Here is a 24,238-nt window from a genome sequence, read left to right as displayed (position 1 = left end):
AGATCATCTATAAACCGTCAAGTCCTTGTATTTGACGGTTTTTCTATTTAAAAACGTCAGATTCCGAACCACCGTGCTTTACGGCTTGTGCCGAAATTTACTTTATCGCGGGTAAGATCGGCAGAGGCGTCGTAATGGATGCCTACAGGCTTTGGACCGGAGAAGAAATCGACATCTACGCGAGCCACCGTTCCCTTTCCAAACTCGATATAGCAGGAGCCGCTGCCGGTGTACGGGGCAGGGTCATCGCTGCCGTTGAATGCGGCGATAATGGACGCCGCGGCGATCTTTGCGGCGCCCTCGGCGAAGACACCTGCTTTTGGCGTGCCCACACTCGTTACATCGCCTATGGCATAGACGTTGGGATATTTTGTGCGGAGACGGGTTCGGTCCACGGGTATCCAGCCATTTTCGGCGAGACCGCTTTGAAGGACCACGTCAGGGGCGACGTGCTGAGGGATCCCGAGGAAGAGATCACAGGGTAGCTGCGTGCCGTCATCGAGGACTGCTAGTTTTGTGGTTCCCGCCGCGGAGGTCAGTTTTCGGATCGAGCTGACTTTCCGTTGAGGGATGAACCGGATGTTCCTTTCTTCAAACGCCTTTAACAAGGCCTTTGAGGAGTCGGGGGACGGGGGAATGGGCGATCCGAAAGGGATGACCAGCGTGATGGTGCACGCATCGCGGACACCCCGGCTGACAAGGTAGTCATGGAGCATCAGGGCGCCCTCGCTGGGTGCAGGAGGACATTTGAACGGTGCGTTGCAGACCCCGACAACGGCGTGCCCTTTTGTGAAGCCCGGGAGAATGTCGCGCAGCTTTTCGGCGCCGGAGAAGCTGTAGTATTCATTTCCCCATTCAGCGAGACCCGGCGTTGCAGCGATATCGTAGTCGGCGCCCAGGGCTACGACCAGGACGTCGGCTTCGTACCTGTTGCATTGTGTGGTGACTGTCCTGGTGACCGGATCGATGGCGGTGACGGTTTCCCGGTGAAATGTGAGCCCAGGCTTGAGGAGGGTGCTATAGGGGATTTTCACCGCATCCGCTGGTTTGCGGCCAAAAAGGACATCCAGTTTGGAGAAACCAAAGAAGAAGGCGTCATTTTGGTCGATGAGGGTGAGTTCAAGGCGATCACCCAGCGCTTCGGAAAGAAGGGTACTGAGCTCCAGGCCGCCGAAGCCGGCGCCCAGTACCGTTACACGTAGTTTCATATTGTTGGTTGTGAAACGATCCGGAGGTAGGGCTTGAGCGTTTTCCAGCCCTGGGGATATTTTTCCTTTGCCTCGGCATCTGATACGGCCGGGACGATGATGACGTCTTCCCCTTCCTGCCAGTTGACGGGCGTAGCGACTTTGTGCGCGGCAGTCAATTGCATCGAGTCGAGTACCCGAAGGATCTCGTTGAAGTTGCGGCCCGTGGTCATTGGATAGGTGAGTTGCAATTTTATCTTTTTGTCGGGGCCAATGACAAAGACGGAGCGGACGGTTTGGTTGGTGGCCGCTGTACGGCCTTCGGAGGTGGCAGGTTCTTCGGCGGGAAGCATGTCGTAGAGTTTGGCAATAGCCAGGGTCGGATCGCCGATCATAGGGTAATTGACGGAGGCGCCCTGCGTTTCTTCGATGTCTTTTTCCCAACGAAGATGGCTTTCCACCGGGTCAACGCTTAGGCCGATGATCTTGCAATTGCGTTTGGCAAACTCGGGTTCGATACGGGCCATAAAGCCGAGTTCTGTCGTGCACACAGGGGTGAAGTCCTTTGGATGGGAGAAGAGAATTGCCCAGTTGTCTCCGATCCACTCGTGGAAGCGGACGGTCCCTTTGGTGGTTTCGGCAGTAAAATCCGGGGCGATACTGTTTAAACGTAAGCTCATGACATTTGCAGTTTTGGGGGTGTATGTTTTAATGACACTGCAAATATGCGCAGCACCGGGAAGGATACCGGTAACAACGGTTACAAGCTGCTGTAACAAATGTTACAAATCCCGGAGGAGCTTGATCTGTTTGTTATAAATGAGGAGTTTTTTGTCGTTTTCCATTTTCTTGAGCAGGCGGGAGATAACGACGCGGTTGGTCCCCAATTCGTCTCCAATTTGTTGATGTGTGAGGTGGAGGACAGAGGAGCCGGTTACCCTCGATTTCTCTTTGAGGTAGTTCAGGAGCCGTTCGTCCATTTTTTTGAAGGCAACCTCATCAATGGATTTTATCAGCTCGGTAAAGCGGCCGAGTATGGTGGACATGACGTATTTCTTCCAGGACGGATATTTGACCATCCATTCTTCCATCAGTTGGGCGGGAATGCAGACCAGCACGCTATCCTCCTCCGCCGCGCCTTTGATCACGCTTTGCCTGGCAAGCATGCAGCAGTTGAAGGTCATGGCACAGCTTTCGCCTTCTTTTACATAGTATAGTAATAACTCCTGGCCGTCATCCGTGATGCGGCTTACTTTGACGACGCCGCTTACCAAAAGTGGTACGGCCCTGATGGTTTGCCCAACGTTGAGAAGCGTGTCGCCGCTTTTCACCTCCATGATCATGGACTTTTGCTCGATTTCGGCGAGCAACGCGGGCTCAAAGAGCCCGGAAAATATTTGCAGGTGATTCAGGGGTTGACCGATCATAATTGTGGCTTTAGAGGTAACAGTGAAGGTACAAATTTATGTACCAAAAGGTCACTGAATCTCAAACCCATCTCGCATTGCCGCCTCCAGTACGTCGATATTTATATCCTTTAACGCTTTGAACTTAATGCAATACCCGGTGATGCTGGCCTTGCCCAGTTTCACCCCATAAGTCTCGGCCAGGTATTTCTTATCCTCTATACCCATGATATAGACGGAGATTCCGGTTGTGTTGGCACTCAACCCAATTTGATAAAACTCCCTGGTTGTTCCATCCGCATATTTTATGGTGTGAGACCCATAACCTATATTAGGATTGGAGACAATTTTACCTTCGCTGTTTTTACCATCCAGGAACCACAATTTACATGCAGGCATTACTTGAAGTGCAAGGAGGTGCAACGCTTGCATGTCACTTCGTTTGGGTTCAGGTTGGCTGGCAATATACCCGCCGATTTGTTCCTTTACGTTCATAGCGCCTATTTTTCCGCCGCCGAAAGCGCCACCGCCGCCTCCGTCGTCAGCAGCCGGAAGGTGAAACTTTCCTGCAGATAAAGCCTGACGGTGGTCTCGGAATGACTAAGGTAACCGATGGAGATGTCCTGGCCAAGGTCCAATTCGAAATCACCTCCGCGGGTGGACAACACGAAACCGCCCCTGATGGCCGGAGCCCAGATGACGTCTCCATCGATCAGTCGCTTGATATGTTGCAAAACGGGGTAGCCTTCGTCGCTGCCGCCGCTGACAGACGTATATGGATCGGAGCCGAGGACGAGTGCATAAGGACCGTTGACCCCTGCAAGTCGTAATTGACTCACTGCCTGTGCCACGACATCCGGGTAACTTCGCACACTGGAAGGAAGCGTCAGTATCGGGTTACAGTTTCCACGACGGATACCCAGTATTCCCGCGGCCTCGTATCCTTCGAAGACGGAATTGTCTTCGGCAAATGCGATCTTCCGCGCGGCCTCTTTCACGGATGACCAGTCCGAATCCGTCGCGCCGCGTTCCACATCGTCCACCGCCTGGCGCGTGAGCTCGAACGGCACCCGAAGTTCCACCAACGCCTTTACCTCGCGTTGAATGGCCTGGATCCCTTCGCCGGGCGACGGGATTCCCTGGGTATGTCCCGTGCCGACCGCTGAGAAGTCAACACCTTTTGGACCTTCCACATCCACGACACGGCGTGCCGCCAGGTGCCGCTTGAGGGTTCGACGGGCCTCTTCTTCTATTTCCGCCCAGGCTGCGCTTGAAATAGGGGCGAGCTCCCGAAAAAGGTTATTCATATCCTGCCTCTTTTTTTAGTGATCCGATAGATAATGAGCTGCTGCCGGGAGCCGGCGCTCCCGAAGCGATATTTTTCAAAAAGGAAGCCGAAGGAACAAAGAACAGGCTTCCCGTCTTTGGCGTGCTGAAATCGAGTAACCGATCGTAATTCCCTTCCGGCGAACCAATAAACATATTATCCAGCATTTTCTTTACGGTGCTGAACGTACGCGCATAAGCGATGAAATAAGTCCCCATCTCATTGGTCGACATATTGCCAAAAGGCATATTGTCCCGGACGATCTTGAGCTCGTCACCGACGTTGGCCAGCGCAATATGGGCATTGGAAGGCTTTACGTCATCCGGCATTTCAATGTCATTCTCCTTTGATCTTCCAATGACCTTTTCCTGCTCCCCGACAGGCAGTGCCTTAAATGCCTTCAGGTCATGTATATATTTTTGAACAAAAAGGTAGCTCCCCCCTTGATAAACGGGGTCCTCGTCTCCGATCAAACCAAAAAAAGCGCGCTTTTCCCCTTTCGGATTTTCGGTACCATCGACAAATCCAATAATAGACCGGCCATCCCAATACCGGAACCCATGAACCTCTTCCACAGGGACCGCCACGGGGTCAAGGACTTCAGCGAGCGCGGCGGCCATGTCGTAGCAAATACTGCTGGCGCTCCCCCTGAGGTGAAAATGCAGATCGCCCCGGGTAGCCACCGCCGTGTGTTTCTCACCGGAAATGGGATTGAAATTCTCCAACTCCTTTGGGAGCGGAACCGGAAGACCAAGCCGCAACCACGCTTCATAGCCAATGCCCATCACGCAAGACGCCCCGGCGCCGGGAAAACGTGTCCCGCCTGAGTTGTTGAGGTTGATCACCAGCGCACAAATCCTTTGAAAAACGCTCCCTGGCTCCTGGTCCTTTTTAAAATTCCAGACCAGGAAGATCGTATTGTCACCACTGTAATCCAGTACGTTTTGCGGCTCTGGGTTCATATTTTGCTAATGTACGAAAAGAAAGGGGATGTCTGTAAAACATCCCCTTTCCTTGTAACCGATGCAGCGTTATTTTACTGACCGCTAGTCAGCAATAGACAACCAGGTATTTTGTGCATCCGTTATCTGGACATTATCCCAGCTACAAAAAAATTCGCCGGGCCAGTCTGCCGATTGTGTGGTGCCATTGAAAGTAACGCTAAAAAGGCCATCGTTGGCCGTATTGTTCACATCGACCAGTACGTCATAGTTACCCGTCGGAATCGTCACCTGGAAACCACTCGATCCCTCGGCGAAATAATACGTGTTGTCGGCAAACGTGTCCTGATTGACAAGCTCGACGCTGCCATGTTTGTCATAGGGAGAATTAATAGAAACCGTAAAGGTTATGTTGTCGGCGACCGCCTTGAAGGAGGATAGACCACCTAAGATCACAAGGCATAAAAGTGTTAATAAATGTTTCATAAAAAGTTAACTTTTTTGGAGATTAAATAATTAGCATCGTTACCTTTTCAATGTAGAAGGCGGCGATTAAAAATTGCTTAATTTTAGCTTAAGACAGACGTATGAGCAAACCCCTCCTCCTGTGGATAGGATTAATTTTCCTATTCGCTCTCGAAATCCTGCGTGTATACTTCATCATGCCCTTCCCCGGGAGCCAAAAGCATGATACCGTTGCCTTCGCCTATTTCCTGGACAGAAATATTTTCTGGCTTCGGATCGCCGCGCTGGTCCTGTTTATCTGGCCGCTGTTGTACTATCTGCGCTCGGGAAAAGCCTGGCAGAAGATCACGCTCATCGTGGTCTTGCTGGTGTATGGCGGGATTTTCTATTTGTTCAATTTTAAGTTCCTCGCCGATAAAATGTTCTATCCGCCCAAGGTAAAGCAATTCGCCACGACCGGTGCCAGCAATGATCAACTGGTCATTGGCGTTGCCTTACACGGCGAAGCCAGGGCCTATCCCATCGAAGTGATCGGTTATCACCACCAGGTCATGGACACGGTGGGCGGTCAGCCGGTCCTGGTCACTTACTGCACGGTCTGCCGGACCGGCCGGGTATACAGCCCGTTTGTGCGGGGTAAGTTGGTGACTTTCCGCCTGGTGGGGATGGACCATTTCAACGCGATGTTTGAAGACGCAGATACCCGCAGTTGGTGGCAGCAAGCCACGGGAAAAGCGATTACCGGCCCCTTAAAAGGACAACAGTTGCAGGAAATTCCGTCCGCCCAGATGACGCTTGTTGACTGGCAGATGTTACATCCTAACAGCCTGACCATGCAACCCGATCCGAATTTTGCCAGCAGGTATGACAGCCTGAAAGGCTATGATGAAGGCACGATCAAAAGCAGCCTGGAGAAAAGAGACACGGGTTCCTGGCAATTTAAATCCTGGGTGATCGGCGTAGAATCGGATGGGAGAAGCAAGGCTTATGATTGGAATAACCTGGTAAGAGAGAGGATTATTACGGACACGCTTGGCGGGTTGCACCTCTTACTGACCATCGAACCCAATAACAAGACCTTTTACGCTTTCTCTTACAACGACAGCCTGCGTTTCCAATATGAAAAGACGCTCCGGGATATCAATACCCGGAGCACCTGGCAGCCAAACGGTGTCTGTACGGACGGGCCGCTGAAGGGCGCGCGGTTACAGCCGGTGCAGGCCTACCAGGAATTCTGGCATTCCTGGCGGACCTTTCATCCGGCGACAGCTATGGTAAAGTAGTCCCGCTCACCTGAGCGCTATTCACACTTTCCCCTCCATTGATATACCCGGCGGAAACCACATAGTAATAGGTCGTACCCGCCGTCAAACCGTTGTCCGTATACGTCCCCCCCGTAATCCCGGCGGCGACCGTCGTATAAGGTCCCCCGCTGGCGGTGGATCGTTTGAGATTATAACAAGGCGCATCGGTGACCGCCGACCAGTCGATCTTTATGGAACTGGAAGAAAGCACGTGCGGCGTAAGGCTCGATGGTGCGGACAAAACAGGAGGGGTAGGCAGCGTCGTGGTATAGGCGGTCTGTCCCTTCACCATGGCCGCGCCGTCTTTGGTCAGCCTGAGGTAAAAGTCGGAAGAGCAATGTACACCATCGGCGTCGAGGGTTAAAAAATACTGGCCCGCAGGAATGGAGGAGGCGTCCTCGGCGCAGTTCAGGATGCCGGTCGCTTCGTTTTCTTCGTCAAACATAGAAATGTATACGCTGGGCACCCCGGCGGCCCGGACTGCGGCGAACTGGGACCACATAAAAAGACCGTGGTTTCGCGGGATCTGGTTTTTGGGGGATGTTGCCCCGCCGTTGGTATTGTAAAAGGCGGTTCCCGGATATACGTCCGCCTGAAAATCGATCCCATGCGCGGTGCAATAGGCCATGTCGGCAGCATAGTCTGCTTCAAAGTTGGTCGCGGCTGTTTTGCCCACCATCCAGGGCATGATCATATTACAGAGGTTATAGGCGGGCTGGTTGGGGGTATCCTTGGCAAAGCCTTCCAGGGGGCCGCCGATCACATAGCAGCCTTGGTTTTTGAACCAGTTGATCGTATTCTCCCAGTCGGTAACGGCGCCGCGGCCCGATTTCCCCACGCCCCAGAGGGCGACGACGGGCTTCCCGTTCTGATGGGCGTAGGCAGGGGAAGAAGTGATATGCTGGGCGGCCACGATCGTATTGGTCCAGTCGGATTCAACCGGGTCGGTCGCGCTGCAATCGTACATGATAAAAAATTTACGGCCGTAGGTTTGGGCGGCTTTCATCATTTTTTCATCCACGGAATCGTGAAAGTTTTTTATCGAACCGGGGCTGGTATAGCTTCCGAACCGTTGCAGGGCAATACAATCGATGCCGTTTTGTTGCATCCAAAGACAATGCACATTGGCGACCTGCTGATCGTCAGCGCTGTACATCTTTGCGGGCTGGCCATTGCCCAGTTTACCCGTAAACCCGGGTTGTTGCACGCCATCCTGATAAAACGGATCGCCGGAATACGTCTGGGCATACTGGCGTATGTCGGGCCAGGTTTCCATATTGGTGTGGCCCCAGGAATTCAGCGGGGACCCGTCCCCGGCCGCGGAGAACCATCCCTGGTAACCCACGGTAATTTTCCCTACTACGTCGCCGGAAGCGGAAAGGGCGAACGACGTGGATGGAAGCGAATCTGATTTGTTGTTTTTTGCACAACTAACGGTCGACAGGACGACCAGCGTGAAGGGGAGTACACGGCAAAGCATATCGATTTGGTTTGTTTGCCGGTAAAGTAGCAGGCGGGTATAAAAAATACATTAATATTTTACAAATGTCCTAAGTTTAGCCAATGAATCAAGCAAATCCCAAAAGCCGTATCCTCCTGGCCAGCCTGGTCGGCACCACGATTGAGTTTTTTGATTTTTATATTTATGCGACCGCGGCCGTACTGGTTTTTCCAAAATTATTTTTCCCTGCCACCGATCCCACGTCGGCGACGTTGCAGTCTTTGGCGACGTTTGCCCTGGCTTTTTTTGCCCGGCCTTTGGGCGCCGCCTTATTCGGGCACTTTGGCGACCGGAAAGGCCGCAAAGCGACCCTGGTCGCGGCGTTGATGACGATGGGCCCCTCGACGGTGGCGATTGGCCTTTTACCCACCTACCATTCCATCGGTATTGCGGCCCCCCTCCTGCTGGCACTGTTCCGTTTTGGACAAGGACTGGGACTGGGCGGCGAGTGGGGTGGCGCCGTCCTGCTGGCCACGGAAAATGCACCGGAAGGCAAAAGGGCATGGTACGGGATGTATCCGCAGTTGGGAGCGCCTGTCGGGTTTATCCTTTCCAGCGGCACCTTTCTTATCCTTGGCAAATGCCTGAGCGATCAGCAATTCCTTGATTTTGGCTGGCGCATTCCCTTTATCGCCAGCGCCATCCTTGTTTGGGTGGGCCTTTATGTCCGGTTAAAGCTCACCGAGACACCCGACTTTCTAAAGGTGATGGAAAAAAACGAACGCGTAAAGGTCCCCGTGGCGGACGTTTTCGTCAAGCACACCCGCGCCATCCTATTGGGTACGGCGGCTTCCATCACGACCTTTTTGTTGTTTTACCTGATGACGGTTTTTACGTTAAGCTGGGGGACCTCCGTATTACACTACCCCAAGACCAGTTTCCTGATCGCCCAGATCATCTCCATGGTGTCTTTTGCGGTGGGTATTCCACTTTCGGCAGTCCTGGCCGACCGTTATAGCCGGGGCGGCGTCTTGATGCTCGCCACCGCGGGCATCTTTATCTTCGGGTTGTTCTTTTCACCCTTCTTCAGCACCGGTAGCCTGGGCATCACCATTCTTTTCCAGGTGACAGGCATGTTCCTGATGGGGCTGACGTATGGCCCCCTGGGAACGGCCCTGGCAGAGATCTTTCCGGCGGCGGTGCGGTATACCGGTTCCTCACTGGCGTTTACGCTCGCCGGGATCATCGGGGCTTCGCTGACACCCTACCTGGCCACCACGCTGGCCAAAAACTATGGACTTCCTGCGGTGGGGTATTATCTGTGCACTGCCGCTGTGGTCACCTTTGTGGCGTTGGCCGCGGCGCAAAAGAGCACCAAGTTTACAAATTAATAATCTTAACCACCGGTTTTTAGCTTTACATTGGTTAAAACTAAAAACGATGGCAAACGCTATTAACTGGTTTGAAATTCCTGCAAAAGATTTTGCAAGGGCAAAGTCTTTTTATGAGACGGTATTGGGCGTTGAAATTATGGAAATGCCCCACCCTACCATGAAGTATGGGATGTTCCCGGCGGATATGGCAAGCGGGCAGGTAGGCGGAGGACTAGCCCAAGCCGAAGGCTATGAGCCCTCTGCAACCGGTACGTTGGTTTATTTGAACGGCGGAGACGACCTGTCGGTTCCTTTAGCCAGAGTCGAGGCCGCCGGCGGCAAAGTCGTTTTGCCCAAAACCTCGATCGGCGAAAACGGGTTTATGGCACATTTTATAGATAGCGAGGGCAACAGGGTGGCGTTTCATTCCATGCAGTAACATTATTATTGGCAAAGCCGGCCGGGCATATCCGGCCGGCTTTTTTCACACCGAAAGTTTACTGCAGCAAACTTGAACTAAGCATTTTTTGAAGCCTATCCTGAATGATGCTGTCACCACCATCATTGGACATCCTGGAGACCGTTAAAAGAAGTTCGGTGACTTTTATGGTAAAATTTTTAATATCCTTTTGATTCTGACCATCAAATATTGACGATTTCAACAAGTCAAAAAGGAGCATGACATTAACCAAGTTGATATAATAAAATACAGTTATTTGATCTTTATTTGCATTGTGAGATAAATATCCATCTTTAAAGAAATGTCCAACCACTCTTATATCCGGGTGAATAAAATTTGATAAATATCCATATAAAGTAAAGTATAAATGCGTGTTTTCGTGCCGAAAATCTTTATCTAGCATAGCTCGCTGTTTGTTAGATATAATTTTCGTTTTGCTCCCACTCGAAACATCAATTATACAGTCATATTCCTGTTTATGCGTACCTAAATAAAGACCAACTTTCGCATCGAGCTCCTTTTGCATCTGCACTGGATAGTGAACGATCGTGGATATCTGTAGATAATTCTCATACATGGTTCTGATTAAGCTAAAAGTGTCTTCGTTAAAATAATGACTAGTGAGAGGTCTAGTCGCTTTCATTGTCTTTAAGTGCTTTGTAAGACAAAAAAGAGTATAACTCTTCATGTTTAGTTCCTCATAGAAATGGGTAGACTTAAACTCAGCTTCGGATTTGTACAAGATTAATGCATATAAATGAATCAACTTAATAACCCAATTCTCAAGATGGTTCTGAAACTCAGTATATAAATCCACCTCCTCCCGTATCTTTCCTGAGAAAAGATCGAAATATTCTTTCCTTGCCTCGTCCCACGCTAGTAGGTCTTTGTCAGGTACATTTTTTCTATTTCCTTTTTTTACTATAAATCCTAACTTTCGAAATGCATAGAGATCTTCGTCTGGAACGCCATAGGCATACTTTAAAGCCTCCTCAGACTTTTCCATTATCTCCTCTTCAGAGTATAGAGTCATCTCCAAAAAAAGCGGGTCATCATCAACGGCTTCCCTGTCAAAAATCTCCTGATATGAACCAATTGCGCCTAATGCTGCTTCCCTCGTTTCAGAATCCATTTTAACCGTTCTCGCGACGTTACCCTCCCTATCATAGGTATACTCGATACCTTTTTCCAAACAACAACTCCCATATTTTTTTCCCGATTCGCATGGACAAAGGCTATCCTTCCGGACCCTTCTCCTGCTTTTCTGATTTGCTAACAAAGACAACCCTAGGCTCATTTTAAATATCTAATTAAATTTTTTACATTCGACCTTTTCAAATTCAAACACTATAAAGAGCTTCCACTCGTTCTTTCATGAATGACGGATAATTTGGAAAATCCTTTTCAACCTGACCGAATATTTTGATTAGATGCGGTGCTGTCGTTTGCGTAAATCTATCGATATCAAGAATAGAGGTATTATCAATACCGTTCAAATTCTTAATCTCATTCAAAATCAATAAATTAAAAAAACTGATGTATAAAATAGATTCGGAGGAAAAATTACGCTTCTGATAATTAAACCCATTTTCATCTACGTAGCAGGATAATGTCACCAGATCTGGGTGTGTAAAGCCGGAAAGAAAATCATAGAGATAGTTGTATATCTCAATATCCATTTTTCCATACAATGGATGAAGCAAGGCTAGTTGATGATTTTTGGTAAATTTCAATCTAGCTTCTTTGCCAGTTGCAACTTCGACAACCTTCTCCGCTCCTTTTCTTATATACTTATGTGTCCCTAAAAGTAAGCCAATCTTGATCTTAATGTCATTAATAAAATCATTGTTTCTAATAGACATCGCGACATGAAGATAGTTCTCGAAAATGGACCTAATCAGATTCAACGCGTCTTCTCCAAAATTTCCCTCAATTAGATTTAAAGCTGCCCGCAACGTCTTCAAATTCTTTGTCAAGCAGAACAGTATATATTCAACCTCAGTTATGTTCTCGTCAAATCTCTTTTGCCTTTGGATGTCATTTTGCTTAAAGATGATAAGCCCAAGCAAATATTGGCAAAAATTCAACCGCTCAGATAGCGACTCTATCCTGTCGAGTATTTCTGGTCGGTTAATTTTCTTCTTCCCTTTTTCTATGTCTCTGTATTCCTTTATAGCCGCATCCCACCTAAGCATATCTGAAGTTGGTATCAGGTGTTCATTCATCTCAGATACGGCCATACCGGTTTTCCTATGTGCATACGCGATTTCTTTTGGTATGCCTACCTTGTCAAAAATTTCCTGAATACCCTCCATGTAATCATCATCAGACATCAGTAGCGTATGAAATAAGACTGGCTCGTTTGGCTGGGGTTCTCTGCCAAACAATTCGCTAAATTCCCTTTTATTCTTCTCTACGATTTCCACAGCTTTTGGATGCAGTTCTACACGCCTTACCACATGGCCATTATCGTCAAGCTTAAATATATTCTTCTCTTTACAGCAACGTTTATACTTCCGTCCGCTACCACACGGGCAAAGCACATTAGAAGGTATGTCTTTCATACAATATCTATTTGCTATATACCTTAATGTCCGAAAGCTCTTTACCGATACAATGTATCGCTTCTTCTATTTTCTTGGCCTGTGATTTAGACGCATGTTTCTTTCCGGTCACGTATTGTCGTAGAAGGCTAGCATTCATTCCTGCGATCTTTGCTACATTTGAAATCTTCAAATAGTCAAACTTTTCGAACAAGGCAGATAGATCATATTTATGTTCAAAATATACACTTCCAAGTTCTAACTCGTAAAAATCGCGGAGAATCTTTTTAATCCCCACATCTAATTTCGCGAGGGTCTCAGCTTCTTCAATAATCAAATCATCCTTATAGGAAACCCGACCTAGAAAACCGTCGTCGGTCTTTTCAATAATCAAAGACACCTTTTTCACCCTTACTTATTCATTTGATAAAATCATCTTTAGATGCTATTTGCATGCAGGGCTAATGATTCAGCCCTGCATGCTTCCAAATAGCTTTTAATGTGCCGGGCGCAAGATCACTTTTCCCATGCTTCGGAATTGTAATTTTACCTGGCTTCGAGGGATGAATCATATGTACATGACTCCCCTTTTGATCTTTAATAATCCAACCGGCCTGCTTTAAGCAAAGCACAACTTCGGCAAAGCGCATTTGATTTAATTAGAACGTGTGAGAAATGTTTGTTATCAGCTTAACAACTCTATTCTCTGTCCTAAATGCGTTTATCATAAAGACCAGAGCAAAGGTAACTAAAAAGTTACCAAAACGTCAAAATAATGGTACCTTAACAAAACACTCATTTATATTATATTTTTGCAATATAAAAACTCTTAGAATGTCCATCCATCCATTAGAAGAAGCCGGTTTTAATATATCAACACCTATAACCAGGATTGAAACGCAGGAAGACGATGATATCTTTTATTACCTTACAGACCCCTTTTCACCAACATCAAATGAAGAAAAGGTGGATTTTGTCTTCACCAGACTAAATGTGTTGACAAAACTAATAGGCAATGACAAGAAAAACGGTATACAAAACCCCATCGCCATAGGATATTCGTTCGCTGAAAGCAGAAAAGTTAGAATAATAGATAACAATCCAACGATAGGCGAAGTATGGGGCGATCTGGTGAACGACGGCCTAATCCCTGGTCTTGCCAAACTTAAAAAAGATAAAATCGAGTCCTTCGTTCAGGACATCGCTTACGGCTACTCACTATATCCTAAAGTACAATCTTTAAAAAGGTATAAGGAGATACTAGACCAATGCCGAGACTATTTTATACATAGCAAAGCTAGTAGCTACATTAGTTTCGATAGACATATCTACTTATTAGAAATATTTTTCGATCTCGGTTTTTCTATTGGGGACAGGATAAGGGACGTGGTAGACAAAAACAACCTCATTGAAAAAATGAGGCTTGACTTTGAAAAAATAACAACTCCGGATATAAAACGAACGATCGAGGCCAGGCTTGAAAATATCAATGCCCACTTTGGGAAGCAAAAAAGACTAAAATCCAGCAAATTTGATAATCCTTATTATCAAGGAAATCTAATTGCGCTTAGGGATCAGAATCCATTACTCATAGAATTAGCAGAGACAAACTCACCTATAGTGTTTTCAAGCGAAATTTTGAATACGTATGAGGGATTTAACCACACCCCCGAAAATAATATCAAAGAGTTGATCAAACAAATTTCCGAAGGATATGCCTATACGCACCATATTGTTTACCTGGAAAAGAAACTTTCAAATATAACTAACAAACTGTCTGTTAAAAGGCAAACTGCCCCGGAACCTGAAGTGAAAAAGCTGAAATGGAAAGGTCAGAAAAACCAGCTTTATTATGTACTCCGATTGCTCAAGAATAAAGACCTTATCGCCAACAGCTATGAAGAACTTTCCGTATTTCTACAAACCAACGTAGATGTATTTAAGGATACAAGCCTATCTACGATTACAAAGCAATTAGCTAGGCCTCAGAAACTTCCGAAAGCAAGGCGAATTGATCTTGATGAGTAAAAAAACACTACGGCGAATATTACGGCGTAATTGTTTCATAACCCTGGTTTTTCTCCCTTTGTACCGAAAATCTCAACTTTATGCGGTTCAAAGGCAAATTGACAATTACCATCGAAAAAGCTGAAATGCATATCTCTATCTATTTCATAGCTATCCTACTCGCAACCATTTCTCAAAACAGCCGCTTCTCCTTACAGGAAGCGCCCCAGGATGACGCCTTAACCGGCACTTGGATGGGCACCTCCATCTGTCAGGTAAAAAACTCCCCCTGCAAAAACGAAACCGTCGTTTTTCATTTCTACCAAGCGGCCGAAACCTACACAGTCACAGCTGACAAAATCGTAAACGGCCAACCGATCAACATGGGCAAGCTCAACTTTACCCTAAACAAATCCACGCTCACCTGCGTACAACCGACTGGCACCTGGGTGCTCAAAGTAAACAACAACCACATCGACGGCACGCTTATCACCGCCGACAAAGTTTTGTACAGAAAACTGTCGCTGACGAAAACGCCAGCTCAAGCCAGCGTCCTTACAAACTGATCAAGACTCTCCTCCTTCCCCAACCCCAGCTTCTGCTTTATCCGGTACCGCGCCATGCGGATGCTCTTGGCCTCGATGCCGAGGCGTACGCCGACCTCTTTATTGGAGAGCCCCATGAGGATGTACGTGCAGTATTTGAGGTCGATCCGGGTGAGGCTGCCGGAGGCTTTTTGCTGGAGCTTTTCGATGAATTCGGGGTGGATATGGGCAAAATCCTGTTTGAGGGATTCGAAGTCTTCGTCGAGCCGGGTGCGCTCGGTAATCAGGCGGCCCACCTTTTTCAGGCGCGGGTCGCTGATCTCCGTGATCTTTTGCTGGAGGGATTGCAGCAAACCGTCTTTTTCCTCCAGGGCGAGGGAACCGGCAAGTAATTCTTTTTGCAAATATTCTTTGCGGGCTTCGAGCAATTGTTGTTCGGCAAGGAGCCGCGCGCTTTCCTCCTTGTGCAGGCGAATATGGAGGTGATAGGAGCGGAACAAAAATAGTAACCCTGTCAGGCTGGCCGCGAACAGGATGATATACACGATTTTGAGCTTCCGGTTGTTGGCGGCTTGTTGCTGGGCTACCAAAAGGTCGCGTTCCGTTTTTCCGAACTGGTATTGGGCGTCGAGCTTTTGGGCGGCGGTGACCTGTGCGGCGTCGAAGTAGGCTTTGTAATAGTCGATGTATTGTTTATAGAAGTCGAGGGCGGCGGCCTTGTCTCCTCTTTTCTCCGCGAGGTCGGCGAGGTTGTGGATGATGTGGAGGCGGAGGGGGCTGTTGACTTCTTTTTGGGAATTGACCACGGCGAGGGCCTCCAGTAAGTAGGTTTCCGCCCTCCGGTTGTCGCCGGCGTCCTGCGCATAGTCGCTGAGCCGGCCGAAACAACTGGCCACGACGCTTTTTTGCTTGGTTTCCTGACCCAGGTCAAGGGCCAGAGAAAGGTAGTGCATGGCGCTGTCCTTATAGCGCGCGGGATAAAACTCCGCGTAGAGGTTGGACATATTGAGGGTGATCACCGCGAGGATGCTGGGTGCCAGCAACCGGTCCTTGTTTTGCACACCGAGGATGCAGGCAACGCGGTTGTAGTACATACAGGAATCCCGCAGGGTAGCGTCCGAGGTGTCCTTGCGGTAGCGAAACTCAAAGCTGCTGGCGAGGGCCTGGTAACCGTTGCAAAGGTTGTCAGGCAGCCCGCTCGCCAGGGCCGTCTGTGCACAAAAACGGGCATACCTGGCCTGACCTGCCAGGTCGCCCTCGCTCCCGTAAGTCCCGGCCATGATATAATATATACCGGCTTCGGTGGCGTACTCCTTTTGCCCTTCTAAAAAACCCAGGGCGGTGATAAAGCTGCGCATGGATTCTTCGACCTTGTCGAGGTAGTCTTCCACCAGGCCCTTCCGGTACCAGACCATCCCCTTTACCGTCTTGTCCTCGGTACGCCCGGCAAAAAAAAGGGCGCTGTCTATGGCCCTGGACGCAGGTACGAGACTGTCTACGGCGATATATAGTTGGGAAAAATAGGAATATACAAGGGCCATACGCGCGGGATCACCCGTGTCGCGGGCCAGATCCAGGGCTTCCTGCTCCAGAGCCAGTCCCTCCTGGGGGTTGGAGGCGCTGAGCGCCTTACCCAACTGGCCGAGGGTTCGGATCCGGCCGTCTACAGAAAGGCGGCCACCCGCCAGCACCTGCCGGAGCGAGTCAATGATCTTGTTCTGCGCTTTTACCGGGCGCCCCCAACCGATCCCTATAATTAGGAACAATAAAAATCCGTGTCGATACATTGGAGGGTCAAAACTACGCCATTTCTGATGAGTAGCACTCCTGTAGACGTTTTGTAGACGCCCTTCAAGGAAGTGGTAGACGGTCCGTAGGGGGGTAAAATGCGGTCATTGGGTACCCGGCACCGTAGATTTGCACCACCAAATCACTCGACAATGCAAAACAAAACAATCGCCGCTATCGCCTATGTCACGCTCATCGGATGGATCATCGCCCTGGTGAAATTCAAAAACAGCCCCGACAAAAGCCCCCTGGTCCGCTACCACCTGGGTCAGGCCCTGGGCTTGATCCTTATCTCCATCCTCCTGAGCATCGCCCTGATGGTCGTCATCCGGATCGTACCCGCCCTTGGCCTGGTGCTTACATTCGTCTCGTTTATCCCTATGATTCTGATGATATTAGGCATTATTGCCGCGCTCAATGAAACAGCCAAACCCCTGCCCATCATCGGGAAGCTGTTCGAGGAAAAATTTAAGTTTTTGAATGCGTAAGCCCTGCTTAGTTTATTGAAGGCCCGTTTGTTAAGGCCCTTGCACCTATTGAAAGCACCCGTAAAAAGGCCCGGTTTGTTCCGGGCCCTTTTTTTCATGGCTATACCCTCAATTCTTCGTCATATCCATCTCCACGTTGAAATAGTGGCTGTACGCCTGGAGCCTTTTGACCAGGTCTTTGCCGTCCTCCATGATCTTGGCCGTAGTGGCTTTGTCGGCCGGCATGATGAAATACCCTTCCGGTCCCTTACCATCCCCCAGCACCGTGTTGCCCGAATTAATCAGCCAGGGCCCCGATGGAGAATTGCTGTCAAAACCGACATCGGCCACCGTGATATAGGGTGCGTAAAACATAAAGTGCGGCATGCTCATCGTCATAACACTTTTATCCCCCGGCTTGCCGGTATACACCCTCATGACGGGGGCCAGCATATAGGAAAGACCCGCTTTTGCAGGCGGCGCATAAAAGCCCCGGACGATCCGGCCGGCGATCGTATCCCTGACCTGTTCGGCGATATACATCCCCGTGGCCCTCATGGCCGCCGCATCCCTATACAACGGGAAGATCGTCCGGGCGCCCTCGGGATCGTAGCCCATGGGCGTGTACAGGTCCTGTCTGTATTCTGCCCATTCCCAGTTGGTCCGCGTCACAAAACAGATAAAACCGCTGGTCCCCTGTTTGCCCACATAATAGCCCTTGGCCGGGTCCAGCAGGTACACCGTGGCGTCTGCCCTCAGGTTCGGGGGCAAGGCGTGCAACGCCAGGTCGGTTTCCAGGTCGGCAGGCATTTTGTCGAGTTGCCATTGCTGGGCAAAGCCGCCGGTAACCATCAACAGAAGGGCCAGGGTCAGCAAGAGACCCCGGCCGTTGTTTTTTAATCTCTGTGCCATAAAAAAAAGATATTTGCTCATGCTGATCCAAAATACGGCGGTCATTTAAGGGTATGGGGGTGCAAAAACGCCATATAGAGGGCTTAATTGGGACATTCTTGACACGACTCCCTTTTGCCCTGGTCCTCCTCCGCCTCCTCCTGGCGCCCGTCATGCTGTGTTGGGCCTACCAAACCCACCGGACGGGTTGGTTCCTAGTCGCCTGTCTGTGGGCCGGCCTGGTGTCCGACATCTTCGACGGCATCATCGCCCGGCGCCTCGGCGTGGCAACGGACGCGCTGCGGAAATGGGACGCCTGGGTGGACCTGGTGTTTTGGCTGGCGGCGGGGGTTTGTATATGGATGTTGAATGGAAGACTTTTACAGACGCACGTGGCCTGGATTGTCCTGTTGTTCGTTTTGGAGCCTGTGTCGGACCTGATCAACTTTATAAAGTTCCGGAAAAGCGGTTGCGCACACAACTGGCTCTCCAAATTGTGGGGGATCCTGCTGCTGATCACCTTTACCATTCTTTTGGCCGGTGGAGCGCCTGTCCTGTTGTTCCGTATATGTCTGGGACTGGGCGTGGCGTCGATGCTGGACAGGATCCTGATCTCTTCCCTGTTGCCCAAACCCGAGTGCGATATTCCGTCTTTTTACCAGGCGTATTTAAGACGCAAGGGCAAAACGTTCAAACGATACAAGATGTTCAACTAAGCACCCTGCATTCCTTCGATGATCTTACTCACCTCTCCCTCGGCCGATCGGAGCTTTTCCTGGCAAAAAGCAATTAATTCGGCCGCCCGTTTTACTTGTTGTGCCAGGACGTCGATGGAGACGCTTTCGGATTCGATCTCTTTCGAGATGGCGGTTAGTTCTTTAAATGCCGCATCATAAGTCATATTATCTTCCATTGCGATCGGTTTTTGATTCAACGATGGCGGAAACCGTTTTGTCGTGAAAAATCATGTCCACGGCGTCCCCTTTGTCGAGGGCCTCGCCGCTGGGGATGATCCGGTCGCCCGACTTGACGAGAACAAAACCGCGCTTGAGCGTATTTTCGGGCGATACCAGTTTGATGACGGAGGCAAAATGGTTAAGGGACCCGGCCTCTTTCTTAAGATTCAGGCCCGCGACGAGCCCCAGCCTTTCTTTGGAAAGCCGGAGGTCGGTTTTCCGATGGTCAAAAAGGATCCTCAGCGCAGACCCCAGCCCTGACGCGGCCGTCAGCACCTTCCGCCGGCCATTGAAAATGACCTCCTTGGAATGACTGATGATATCCGCATTGATCTGGAGCAGCATTCTGTCCCTTCCTGCCAGCAGTTGCTGGGCATACACGACGATATTCTTTTGCTTACGGGCCAATTCCTCTTCAAAATCCCGGTTGCGTTGCAAAATAAATTCCGCTGCCTCCGTGGGCGTTTTTCTGGGCGTATTGGCCATCAGGTCGGTGATGGTCTCGTTTTTCTGGTGCCCGATGCCGGTGATAATGGGTATGGGATAAGTCGCCACGGCCAAACCAAGATCATGGTCGTCAAAAATCAGGAAATCCGTTTGTGCCCCCCCACCCCGGACGATGACCACACAGTCGTAGGGTTTCCGGCTTTCCAGGATCCCGGCCAGGCGGGCCAATACCTGCGCCGCGTTGTGTTCCCCCTGTACCACTGTAAAATAATCGTCGATCAGGAACCGGTACCCGGATAGATTGGTTTCCAGCGTGTGTCTGAAGTCTTCCCTTCCCGCCGATGTTTCCGAGGACACCAGGGCGATCCGCTGCAAGACACGGTTCATAGCGACCTGCTTGTTGGCGGTCACATACCTGTCCCCGATCTTCCATATAGACTCGGGGTTTTCCCGGACAAGCCGGTCGAGGACGGCCTGCCGCTGTCTTTCCAGGGCACCAAGCGTATACGCGCCGTCTACCGAAAGGACGGTCAGTTGCAAACCATAGACCTCATGGAATTCCACCCGGACCTGCAACAATACATCGATATTGTTTGTAAACCGTTGGCGCGTCTCCTGCTGAAAGCGGTCGATGGCCAGGGAACCCTCTCCCCACGCGCTGGCCCGCATTTTGGCCTTGATCCGGTTGGTCAGGGGATCCTTTTCGACGAGTTCGAAATAATGGTAGCGTTTATCGGGTTTGAAGGTATGACTGGTCACCTCGCCCTTTACCCAAAAGGTGCTCGGGCCAAAGTGTTGCGACAGCGAATCTTTGATCGCCGACGTCAATTGTGAAAGCGTCAATGGGGCAGAAGACAATGCCATGGCCAAAAATAAATATTTTGCGTTAACTTGTTAGGATGCCGGTAAAAGTAGCGTTGAATGACGGGCAAAAAAAAGCATTCAAGGCGTTGCAGGAATTCATACAGCATCCCGAAGCAGACACCTTTGTGCTCAAGGGATACGCCGGAACGGGCAAGACTTTCCTGATGCAACACCTTGCCCGGTGGCTGGAGGAAAAACAGTACAAGTTTTCCCTGCTGGCGTCCACCGGCCGGGCGGCCGCCGTGTTGAGGGGGAAGACGGGGCTGATGACAAAAACCGTGCACAGCCATTTGTATCAATTCCTGGAGGTCATCGAAGACCTCCCGAAAGAGGCCTCCGTGCAGCTCACACTGAAGTTTGACCCCAGGCCGCCTGAATCCGGCAAACGTGTCTATATCGTCGATGAATCCTCGATGCTCTCAGACGATCCGCCCGGGGAAACGGAGCTGATGACTTTTGGCAGCGGTCATCTGTTGAGCGATTTTTTTACACACACCGGCAGCAACAAGGTCATCTTCGTAGGCGACCCCGGACAACTGCCCCCGGTCAGGCAAACGTACAGTCCGGCGCTCGACCTCAACTGGCTTTTCAAACAAAACCGCACGGCCACTTCGGAGACGCTTGAAAAAATAGAGCGGACGGAGAACGACCTCCTCCTCCTGGCATCGGCCATCCGGGATATGGAAAATAAAGTACTGGGCCTCCGTCCAAAATTACCCGCGACGGGTTGCAAAAACGTCGAATTTTTCCCAAACGACGAACAACTGCTTCAAAGCTACACGCACCGCTTCAAAGAATTGGGCCCCCACCAAACGATCGCCATCGCCAGGAGCAACAAAACGGTAGGTCATATCAACGAATACGTAAGAGCGGACGCGTTTCACCAATCCAACAAGAATCTTCAAACGGACGAGATCCTGCTGGTGACGTACAACAATCCGCCGGTCCGCCTCACCAACGGGGATTTTGTGACCGTCCTGCAGCTCGGTACGATCCGGGTCCACCAAGGCCTGCATTTCCAGGAAGTCCGGATCAAAGCGCACCTGTCCGGTGAAGAAAGCGACCTGCTCCTCTCTCTCGATATCCTATATGGGGACGCCCAAAATTTTTCAAAAGACGACCAACAAAAGCTGCTCAGGGATTTCCATCGCCGGATGAAGAACATCGGCATATCCTCCAACACCGAGCTTTTCCGGGAAAAGATGCGCGAAGACCGTTTTCTCAACTGCCTGCGGGCCAAATATGGATACGCGGTAACCTGTCACAAGGCACAGGGGGGCGAATGGGATCATGTATACCTGTTCCTGGAGGAGACCATGTACCAAATGAAGTACCCGGAGTTGCTCAAGTGGTGGTATACCGCGGTGACCCGGGCCAAAAAGAAGCTGTACCTAGTTCGGGAGAAGTGGATCCAATAAGGGAGACAGGATAAACGCCAACCGCTTGCGATTCGCGGCATTCCAATAAGCTCCGGGCGCGATCCGGTCTCCGCCGCTTACCCGCGGATAGAAATAATTCCCGATCATCCAGAACCGGCCGGCGCTGTCTTTTATGGGCCGCGTATACACCTGGGGATTGGTGGGTAAAAGAGCGGTGTCTATCCGTTCCGCCTCATTAAAGCCGTGCCGCTTCAAGGGTTCCCGGGTCTTTACGATGACCATGTGAAAACAGCCCCCGGCGCTATCCACAGGCGTCAGGCACCCGCTGCCGCCCTGGCTGGACATGGCGAAAACCGACTTGTCATGGACCCAAAGGGCGCGGATGTCGACGGTCTGGTTGGCCGACGGGTCGTTGGGGTCGGGCGCCCAGACTTCGGTGGTGGCGGGTTCGTCGGTGGTGTGGACGAGGCCGCCGGCGTGTTGCAAAACAGCCGGTGCCGCCCCGCGGACCGAAACCCCGCTGTCCGAGGCGGCCAGCTCCGCCCCGCGGACCGCGATCCTCAGAAACTGCCCGTTGCGGATCGTAATGTCCGACCAGTACAGATACAGGCGGTCCCGATACACCAACAACTCAGGCACAGCGGCGACATCAATCAGCCCACCGGTACCCCGGATGGCGCCGATGATCACCACCGTCCGGCTCATGTCCAGCGTTTGCGTAACGGGATCGTATACGCTAAGCCCAATGGAGGTGCCTTGCACACCGTAGGCGGCCCCGTTCGCCAGTGTGCACTCAAAAACGACGATATACGCGCCCTTGTAAACGACGACATCGGCGTCATAAGCGGACTGTATGATCGCCCCCCGCATCGGCCCCTCGGTGATGATGGCGCGGGAATGCCCGGTGGTGGTATCGACAGAGGTATTCAGCAAGGCTTTTACAAGAGAGAACTTCCCGGTCCGCCAGTCCAGCCGGTCGATTACCAGGCCTAACCGGTTGATTCGCCCACCGCTACAATCGTTCGGGCCATCGACACCGGCGAGCTGCCCCCGGTCGGTGAGCAACCGGCGGTTGATAAAAAGATCAGCGCTGCCGGGTATTTGAACTGGGGAGACGGCGTTACAGCCGGGCGCAGCCAAACGGATATAGTTGCTGCTGCCGATAAACCCCGGCTGGGCAAACGCGCCCATGGGTAGTAGGAGTACGATCAGGAGCCTTGCATAGTTCATAATACTAAATTTAGGCATAAATTACCTATATGAAATACCTATGGTTGATCGCACTCCTACCGGCCCTGACGGCGAGCGCGCAGGAGCGCCGCGACTTCCCCAGCGTCTTCGAAGCCTGGAACCCCGCCCAAAACCTAAACGAAGGCCCGTCCGGCCCCACCGTCCCCCTGACCGGAACCAAGTTTGAGATCATGGCGCGCCACGACCTCGTATTCCTGGGCTGGCAGGGGCTCTGGTTGCACACCAACGATTCATCGATTACGCTCGCCAGCCACTTTACGCCCCAGAGCATCCAAATGGCGCTAAAGGTACGGGCTTCACTGCTGGCCCTCAACCCCCATATCATCCTCCTTGCCCAGGTCGACTACCGGTCGTCGAACGACAAGCTCCTGCGGTTGCCGCCCGGCTCTCCGGTCTGGAAACACGACGCCTCGGGTAACCGCATCCCCACGGGTGAACCCGCGGAATACGGGGTCAATTACTTCCTCGATTTTGGGAGCCCTTTGGTGCAGCACATGGCCGCCGAGCAATGCGCGGCCCTGGTGAAATCGGGTGTTTTCGACGGCTGTATGCTGGACTGGTGGCACGACAAAGCATCGGATGACCCGGACGGAAGCGCCCGCGTGGGGCTCATCAAGGCCATACGCGCCGCGGCCGGACCGGACGCCCTCATCCTGGGGAATGTCAACGGCTCCCTGCCCACCAAGACCGCCGCCGACCTGAACGGCATGTACATGGAAGGATTTGGCAGTCCGTTCTTCCCCGACTGGCACACCGCCGCGACAAATTTGATCTGGGGGGAAACACACCTGCGCAAACCCGGCTTTACCGCCCTGGAGGGTTGGTGGAAAAACAGCCGGAACGACTATGCGCTGATGCGCATGGTGACTACGCTGGCGCTGGTGTTCTCGAACGGCTATGTCCTGTTCTCCGATCCCAATGCGCTCCCGACGCCCGATCACCTCCACGATTGGTATCCTTTTTGGGACAAGTCCCTGGGTAGACCAATGGGTCCGCTCGCCGACCCCGGCAAACCCAATCTTTCCGGGGCATTTATGAGGGCGTATGAAAAGGGAGAGGTGGTGTTCAATCCTTCCACCAACAAGGTGGTAACGGTCCGGTTCGACGAACCGCATACCAGCGTCGCCACACACCAAACGAATCGCTCCTTCACCGTGCAGGCGGGTGACGGCGATATTTTTTTAAAAAAACAGTGA

Annotated in this window: 26 protein-coding genes; 9 read left to right on the top strand and 17 right to left on the bottom strand. The window is 51.0% G+C overall.

Translation table 11 applies throughout. The annotated features are described in order from the left end of the window. Window positions 1-56 precede the first annotated feature (56 nt). The 7 genes from EDB95_RS19915 to EDB95_RS19885 form a co-directional block, all read right to left on the bottom strand. Window positions 57-1,208 (bottom strand): NAD(P)/FAD-dependent oxidoreductase, encoded by a 1,152-nt coding sequence (locus tag EDB95_RS19915; RefSeq protein ID WP_133996262.1) that lies wholly within the window; start codon window positions 1,206-1,208, stop codon window positions 57-59. Beyond that, entirely contained in the window at window positions 1,205-1,867 is a 663-nt protein-coding gene (locus EDB95_RS19910; protein ID WP_133996260.1) for a peroxiredoxin, read from the bottom strand. Before EDB95_RS19910 ends, EDB95_RS19915 begins: the two co-directional genes overlap by 4 nt. Window positions 1,868-1,969: 102 nt before the next feature. After that, a complete protein-coding gene (locus tag EDB95_RS19905; protein ID WP_133996258.1) occupies window positions 1,970-2,614 on the bottom strand; it encodes a Crp/Fnr family transcriptional regulator in 645 nt (214 codons plus the stop codon). A 51-nt stretch (window positions 2,615-2,665) separates the two neighbouring features. Further along, window positions 2,666-3,088, bottom strand: a complete 423-nt coding sequence (locus EDB95_RS19900; RefSeq protein WP_133996256.1) for a DUF1801 domain-containing protein — start codon at window positions 3,086-3,088, stop codon at window positions 2,666-2,668. A gap of 5 nt (window positions 3,089-3,093) precedes the next feature. Beyond that, window positions 3,094-3,900, bottom strand: a complete 807-nt coding sequence (locus EDB95_RS19895) for a family 1 encapsulin nanocompartment shell protein (protein ID WP_133996254.1) — start codon at window positions 3,898-3,900, stop codon at window positions 3,094-3,096. Continuing rightward, entirely contained in the window at window positions 3,893-4,882 is a 990-nt protein-coding gene (locus tag EDB95_RS19890) for a Dyp-type peroxidase (RefSeq protein WP_133996252.1), read from the bottom strand. Before EDB95_RS19890 ends, EDB95_RS19895 begins: the two co-directional genes overlap by 8 nt. 84 nt (window positions 4,883-4,966) lie before the next feature. Further along, window positions 4,967-5,347 carry a hypothetical protein gene (locus tag EDB95_RS19885; RefSeq protein WP_133996250.1) on the bottom strand — a complete coding sequence of 127 codons (381 nt, stop codon included), beginning with the start codon at window positions 5,345-5,347 and terminating at the stop codon, window positions 4,967-4,969. A 101-nt stretch (window positions 5,348-5,448) separates the two neighbouring features. On the opposite strand from EDB95_RS19885, the gene EDB95_RS19880 reads away from it, so the two are divergent. After that, window positions 5,449-6,609, top strand: a complete 1,161-nt coding sequence (locus EDB95_RS19880) for a DUF3179 domain-containing (seleno)protein (protein WP_133996248.1) — start codon at window positions 5,449-5,451, stop codon at window positions 6,607-6,609. Here EDB95_RS19880 and EDB95_RS19875 read toward each other — a convergent pair. Continuing rightward, window positions 6,596-8,110: a glycoside hydrolase family 71/99-like protein gene (locus EDB95_RS19875; RefSeq protein ID WP_133996246.1), complete on the bottom strand. Its 1,515-nt coding sequence runs from the start codon at window positions 8,108-8,110 to the stop codon at window positions 6,596-6,598. The genes EDB95_RS19880 and EDB95_RS19875 overlap by 14 nt on opposite strands. Before the next feature lie 83 nt (window positions 8,111-8,193). Here EDB95_RS19875 and EDB95_RS19870 point away from each other — a divergent pair, with 83 nt between their 5' ends. After that, window positions 8,194-9,462, top strand: a complete 1,269-nt coding sequence (locus EDB95_RS19870; protein ID WP_133996244.1) for an MFS transporter — start codon at window positions 8,194-8,196, stop codon at window positions 9,460-9,462. Window positions 9,463-9,511: 49 nt separating this feature from the next. Then, window positions 9,512-9,883, top strand: coding sequence for a VOC family protein (locus tag EDB95_RS19865; protein WP_133996242.1), 372 nt, complete (start codon window positions 9,512-9,514; stop codon window positions 9,881-9,883). Window positions 9,884-9,941: 58 nt separating this feature from the next. Here the strand turns inward: EDB95_RS19865 and EDB95_RS19860 are convergent, their stop codons facing one another. From EDB95_RS19860 to EDB95_RS19845, 4 genes are all read right to left on the bottom strand, one after another. After that, a complete protein-coding gene (locus EDB95_RS19860) occupies window positions 9,942-11,096 on the bottom strand; it encodes a DUF5677 domain-containing protein (protein ID WP_133996240.1) in 1,155 nt (384 codons plus the stop codon). A gap of 148 nt (window positions 11,097-11,244) precedes the next feature. Next, complete coding sequence (locus tag EDB95_RS19855; protein WP_133996238.1) at window positions 11,245-12,468, bottom strand: DUF5677 domain-containing protein; 1,224 nt, start codon at window positions 12,466-12,468, stop codon at window positions 11,245-11,247. Between the two features lie 7 nt (window positions 12,469-12,475). Then, a complete protein-coding gene (locus EDB95_RS19850) occupies window positions 12,476-12,856 on the bottom strand; it encodes a hypothetical protein (RefSeq protein ID WP_133996236.1) in 381 nt (126 codons plus the stop codon). Window positions 12,857-12,908: 52 nt separating this feature from the next. Further along, complete coding sequence (locus EDB95_RS19845) at window positions 12,909-13,097, bottom strand: type II toxin-antitoxin system HicA family toxin (protein ID WP_133996234.1); 189 nt, start codon at window positions 13,095-13,097, stop codon at window positions 12,909-12,911. A 184-nt stretch (window positions 13,098-13,281) separates the two neighbouring features. Between EDB95_RS19845 and EDB95_RS19840 the strand changes: the two genes are divergently transcribed. Next, on the top strand, window positions 13,282-14,475 hold the full coding sequence (locus EDB95_RS19840; protein ID WP_133996232.1) for a protein kinase family protein: 1,194 nt from the start codon (window positions 13,282-13,284) through the stop codon (window positions 14,473-14,475). Between the two features lie 80 nt (window positions 14,476-14,555). Beyond that, window positions 14,556-15,020, top strand: a complete 465-nt coding sequence (locus tag EDB95_RS19835) for a hypothetical protein (RefSeq protein ID WP_133996230.1) — start codon at window positions 14,556-14,558, stop codon at window positions 15,018-15,020. Here the strand turns inward: EDB95_RS19835 and EDB95_RS19830 are convergent. Next, on the bottom strand, window positions 14,996-16,765 hold the full coding sequence (locus EDB95_RS19830; RefSeq protein WP_162852697.1) for a transcriptional regulator: 1,770 nt from the start codon (window positions 16,763-16,765) through the stop codon (window positions 14,996-14,998). The genes EDB95_RS19835 and EDB95_RS19830 overlap by 25 nt on opposite strands. A gap of 174 nt (window positions 16,766-16,939) precedes the next feature. Here EDB95_RS19830 and EDB95_RS19825 point away from each other — a divergent pair, with 174 nt between their 5' ends. Then, a complete protein-coding gene (locus tag EDB95_RS19825; RefSeq protein ID WP_133996227.1) occupies window positions 16,940-17,275 on the top strand; it encodes a DUF4870 domain-containing protein in 336 nt (111 codons plus the stop codon). Between the two features lie 108 nt (window positions 17,276-17,383). Here EDB95_RS19825 and EDB95_RS19820 read toward each other — a convergent pair whose 3' ends face one another. Further along, window positions 17,384-18,166: a hypothetical protein gene (locus EDB95_RS19820; protein WP_133996225.1), complete on the bottom strand. Its 783-nt coding sequence runs from the start codon at window positions 18,164-18,166 to the stop codon at window positions 17,384-17,386. A gap of 98 nt (window positions 18,167-18,264) precedes the next feature. Here EDB95_RS19820 and EDB95_RS19815 point away from each other — a divergent pair, with 98 nt between their 5' ends. After that, window positions 18,265-18,861: a CDP-alcohol phosphatidyltransferase family protein gene (locus EDB95_RS19815; protein ID WP_162852696.1), complete on the top strand. Its 597-nt coding sequence runs from the start codon at window positions 18,265-18,267 to the stop codon at window positions 18,859-18,861. Here EDB95_RS19815 and xseB read toward each other — a convergent pair. After that, window positions 18,858-19,058 carry an exodeoxyribonuclease VII small subunit gene (gene xseB, locus EDB95_RS19810; protein ID WP_133996221.1) on the bottom strand — a complete coding sequence of 67 codons (201 nt, stop codon included), beginning with the start codon at window positions 19,056-19,058 and terminating at the stop codon, window positions 18,858-18,860. The genes EDB95_RS19815 and xseB overlap by 4 nt on opposite strands. Further along, a complete protein-coding gene (gene xseA, locus EDB95_RS19805; protein WP_133996219.1) occupies window positions 19,048-20,412 on the bottom strand; it encodes an exodeoxyribonuclease VII large subunit in 1,365 nt (454 codons plus the stop codon). The genes xseB and xseA overlap by 11 nt, the downstream gene beginning before the upstream one ends. A gap of 35 nt (window positions 20,413-20,447) precedes the next feature. On the opposite strand from xseA, the gene EDB95_RS19800 reads away from it, so the two are divergent. Then, the gene (locus tag EDB95_RS19800) at window positions 20,448-21,830 is read left to right on the top strand and encodes an ATP-dependent DNA helicase (protein WP_133996217.1); all 1,383 of its coding nucleotides are present in this window, start codon (window positions 20,448-20,450) and stop codon (window positions 21,828-21,830) included. On the opposite strand, the gene EDB95_RS19795 is transcribed toward EDB95_RS19800, so the two are convergent. Continuing rightward, complete coding sequence (locus EDB95_RS19795) at window positions 21,804-23,021, bottom strand: hypothetical protein (RefSeq protein ID WP_133996216.1); 1,218 nt, start codon at window positions 23,019-23,021, stop codon at window positions 21,804-21,806. The genes EDB95_RS19800 and EDB95_RS19795 overlap by 27 nt on opposite strands. Before the next feature lie 29 nt (window positions 23,022-23,050). Between EDB95_RS19795 and EDB95_RS19790 the strand changes: the two genes are divergently transcribed. Then, a complete protein-coding gene (locus tag EDB95_RS19790) occupies window positions 23,051-24,238 on the top strand; it encodes a putative glycoside hydrolase (protein ID WP_133996214.1) in 1,188 nt (395 codons plus the stop codon).

The sequence above is a fragment of the Dinghuibacter silviterrae genome, from assembly GCF_004366355.1.
In the GTDB taxonomy this organism is placed as follows: Bacteria; Bacteroidota; Bacteroidia; order Chitinophagales; family Chitinophagaceae; genus Dinghuibacter; species Dinghuibacter silviterrae.
The sequence above is the reverse complement of the archived record's forward strand: the minus strand, read 5'-3'. Positions and strand labels throughout refer to the sequence as shown.